This window comes from Martelella sp., assembly GCF_984369615.1.
In genome coordinates this window covers 1-3,741 of the sequence record NZ_CFHTCS010000399.1, presented here as the reverse complement: position 1 = coordinate 3,741, position 3,741 = coordinate 1, and the positions used below count along the sequence as shown (strand labels likewise).

The following is a 3,741-nucleotide window of genomic DNA, read 5'->3' as shown; positions in this document are numbered from 1 at the left end:
AGGGGTAAAGCAGCGTCCCGGCGGCGTTCTCGATCTCGTTCAGCGCCGCGCAGAGCGCGTCCGTCGTCGGCGTGCCATGGGTTCCGTAGGTGTATTTCTGCGAACCGCCGACAGCCGTTTTCGCATCCGGAAACAGCACCGTCGAGGCGTGCACGACCGGCGGATTGACGAAACCGTGGAACGATCCCGGATCATGGCCCGTGTGAGCGAGAATGGTGTTGTCTCCGGCCTTTTTGCCGGCGGTCTTTTGAGAAGCCATGATCATGTTCCGCTGAGTTGAGGACGGTGCAGTCGCGCGCCTGTTTTGAATCGTCGTTTCCGGCCGGTCAAGCCGCAAAGAGGAAAACCAAATTACGACTAAAGGATTAGACTAATGAAAGGAAACCCTGCCCGAATTACCAGCATAAAATTGCCCATAATTTGCCGCCTTGCCCATTTTTTGAACGAAAACGGACGTTTTTCACAAAATCAGACCATTTTTCGGAGGCGAGTATTGACCATCTGGAAAATTACGACTGAGATACTCATGCTCGCACCGAGGGGTTTGCGGGCAGTTGTCGCTGCTTGACCGTAGGCTACGGCCAAAGGGACAACTTCAAGTTTTAACGATAAACAAAGGTTGGGAAAATGAAAAAGACGATTCTGTCTGCCGCGGTCGGCGCAGTGGTCTTGGGTCTTGGCGCCCAGGGCGCCGCGGCCGCGACACTTGACGACGTGAAGTCAAAGGGAAGTCTGACTTGCGGCGTCAGCACAGGCCTGCAAGGCTTTTCCGCGCCCGACAACGAGGGGAACTGGTCCGGTCTGGACGTCGAATATTGCCGGGCCATCGCCGCCGCCATCTTCGGCGACCCGGACAAGGTGAATTTCGTGGCCCTGACGGCCACCGACCGTTTCCCGGCGCTGCAGTCCGGCGAAGTCGACGTGCTGAGCCGCAACACGACCTGGACGCTGTCGCGCGACACCTCGCTCGGCCTCGATTTCCGCACCGTCAACTATTATGACGGCCAGGGCTTCATGGTGCCGAAGGATCTCGGCGTCTCGTCGGCCAAGGAGCTTTCCGGCGCCGCCGTGTGCGTGCAGTCCGGCACCACCACCGAGCTCAACCTCGCCGACTACTTCTCGGCCAACGGCATGGACTACAACCCGGTCGTTTACGAACAGCTCGAGGACGTCAACAACGCCTTCAACCAGGGCCGTTGCGACGTTTACACCACCGACCAGTCGGGCCTTTACGCGATCCGCCTGACGCTGACCGATCCGGACAACTACGTGATCCTGCCGGAGATCATCTCGAAAGAGCCGCTCGGGCCGGCGGTCCGCCAGGGCGATGACCAGTGGGGCGATATCGTATCGTGGGTCCACTACGCGATGCTGAACGCCGAAGAATTCGGCATCACCTCGGAAAACATCGACGAAATGGTCGAAACCTCCGACAACCCGGGGATCAAGCGCCTTCTCGGCACTGAAACCGACAGCAAGCTCGGCGCCGACCTCGGTCTCGACGAGAAGTGGGCCTACAACGTCGTCAAGCTCGTCGGCAATTATGGCGAAGTCTTCGACAAGACCGTCGGCGCGGGAAGCCCGCTGAAGATCGATCGCGGCCTGAACGCCCTGTGGACCGATGGCGGCCTGCAGTACGGTCCGCCGATCCGCTAAGGCAAGTTGTTGACAATCTGAAAACGGGCGCATGGCGGAAACCCGCCATGCGCCGACAAGAACAAGAACCCTTTCGGGCAACAACTTTCCGGTAACCGGGGAACACATGGCTGACACGACAAGCAACGCTTCCTTTGGGGAGTCGCGGGTTGCCGCACTTCTATACAATCCCGCCGTCAGAGGTTTCGTCTACCAGTTGGTGACGGTCATTCTGGTCGTCGGATTTGTCTGGTGGGTCGCAGACAACACCATCACGAACCTTCAGAACGCCGGCATCGCATCCGGTTTCAGCTTTCTCGACAGTCGCGCCGGCTTCGACATCGCGCAGACGCCGATCGCCTACAACAACGACATGACCTATGGCCGGGCGCTTGTCGTCGGCATCATCAATACGGTCATCGTCTCGGTGGCGGGCATCATCACCGCGACAATCGTCGGCTTTATCGTGGGGATCGGACGGCTTTCCTCGAACTGGCTGATCGCCAGACTGAGCGAGATCTATGTCGAGATATTCCGCAATATTCCGCCACTGCTCGTCATCTTCTTCTTCTACACCGGCGTTCTGTCATTGCTGCCTTCGGCGCGCGACTCGCTCGCCCTGCCGTTCGACATCTATCTCAACAATCGCGGTCTGGCCTTTCCCACCCCCATCTTCGGGCCCGGTTCCTGGCTGATGGCCGCCGCACTTATTGTGGCGATTGCCGCCGTCATCGGCATTGCCAGCTGGGCCAGGCGCCGCCAGATGGCCACGGGCCAGCAGTTTCCGGTTGTCAGAACCGCCATCGCCATCCTGATCCTGCTGCCGCTTGGCGCCTATTTCGCCGCCGGCATGCCCATCACCTTCGACATTCCGGTCAAGGGCCGCTTCAACCTTGCAGGCGGCGCCGTGATCGGTCCGGAATTCATGTCGCTCTATCTGGCGCTCTCGCTCTATACCGCAGCCTTCATGGCGGAGACGATCCGCGGCGGCATTCTGGGCGTTGCCAAGGGCCAGACGGAGGCTGCATCGGCCCTCGGCCTGCATCCCCGCAAGGTCACCCGGCTCATCGTCGTGCCCCAGGCGATGCGGATCATCATTCCGCCGCTGACATCCGAATATCTGAGCCTGACCAAGAACTCGTCGCTCGCCGTCGCGATCGGCTACGCCGATATCGTCGCCGTCGGCAAAACGGTCCTCAACCAGACCGGACAGGCTGTCGAGGTCGTGACGATCTGGATGATCATCTACCTCACCCTGTCGATCCTGACATCGATCTTCATGAACTGGTTCAATGCCAAGATGGCCCTGGTGGAGAGATAAGATGGCGCAAGACGTGGCTTATGTCCGAAAGGAAATGCAGGCGCAGCAGCCTGCGCCGAAGAAAGAAGGCACCGCAATCCAGTGGCTGAGGGCCAACCTTTTCGCCACCCCCAAGGATACGGTCCTCACCATCATTGCCATTATCTTTCTGGTCTGGGCCATCCCGCCCATCGTTGACTGGCTGTTCATCAACGCCGCCTGGACCGGGACCGATCGCGCGGCCTGCGCCACCATCGCCCAGGGCGGCGTCAAGCCTGACGGATGGAGCGGGGCCTGCTGGGCCTTCATCGGCAACAAGATGGATCAGATCATATTCGGCCGGTATCCGGACCCCGAACTCTGGCGTCCGATCCTCGTCGGCGCGGTATTCACCATCCTGCTGATCCCGATGCTGATGCCAAAGGCGCCGTACAAGGCATGGAACGCGTTTCTGCTGTTCCTGGCGTTGCCCTTCGTCTCCTTCTTCATCCTTTATGGCGGCGTCTTCGGCCTGCCGGTGGTCGACACCTCGGCCTGGGGCGGGCTGATGGTGACGCTGATCCTGTCTTATTTCGCGATCGCGGTATCGCTGCCGTTCGGCATCCTGCTGGCGCTCGGGCGGCGCTCGAAACTGCCGGTGGTGCGCACGCTCTCGATCATGTTCATCGAAGTGGTGCGCGGCGTGCCGCTGATCACGATCCTGTTCATGGCGAGCGTGATGCTGCCGCTGTTCCTGCCCGAGGGCATGACGATCAACAAGTTCCTGCGCGCGATCGTCGGCGTGTCGCTGTTCATCTCCGCCTATA

General features: G+C 60.1%; 4 protein-coding genes. 3 read left to right on the top strand and 1 reads right to left on the bottom strand.

Features of this window, described 5'->3' with window-relative positions; translation table 11 throughout:
• Positions 1-259 (bottom strand): PLP-dependent transferase (locus AC5DC2_RS21070; protein ID WP_491699903.1); only part of this gene is annotated, 259 nt, incomplete at its 3' end.
• Between the two features lie 368 nt (positions 260-627).
• On the opposite strand from AC5DC2_RS21070, the gene AC5DC2_RS21065 reads away from it, so the two are divergent.
• The 3 genes from AC5DC2_RS21065 to AC5DC2_RS21055 form a co-directional block, all read left to right on the top strand.
• A complete protein-coding gene (locus AC5DC2_RS21065) occupies positions 628-1,656 on the top strand; it encodes an amino acid ABC transporter substrate-binding protein (RefSeq protein ID WP_491699902.1) in 1,029 nt (342 codons plus the stop codon).
• Positions 1,657-1,762: 106 nt separating this feature from the next.
• A complete protein-coding gene (locus tag AC5DC2_RS21060) occupies positions 1,763-2,956 on the top strand; it encodes an amino acid ABC transporter permease (protein ID WP_024707477.1) in 1,194 nt (397 codons plus the stop codon).
• 1 nt (position 2,957) lies between these two features.
• A partial coding sequence (locus AC5DC2_RS21055) for an ABC transporter permease subunit (protein WP_491699901.1) occupies positions 2,958-3,741 on the top strand: 784 nt, incomplete at its 3' end.

Coding starts and splice junctions, on each gene's coding strand:
- AC5DC2_RS21065 (WP_491699902.1), top strand. CDS start 628: ATGAAAAAGACGATTCTGTCTGCCGCGGTCGGCGCAGTGGTCTTGGGT.
- AC5DC2_RS21060 (WP_024707477.1), top strand. CDS start 1,763: ATGGCTGACACGACAAGCAACGCTTCCTTTGGGGAGTCGCGGGTTGCC.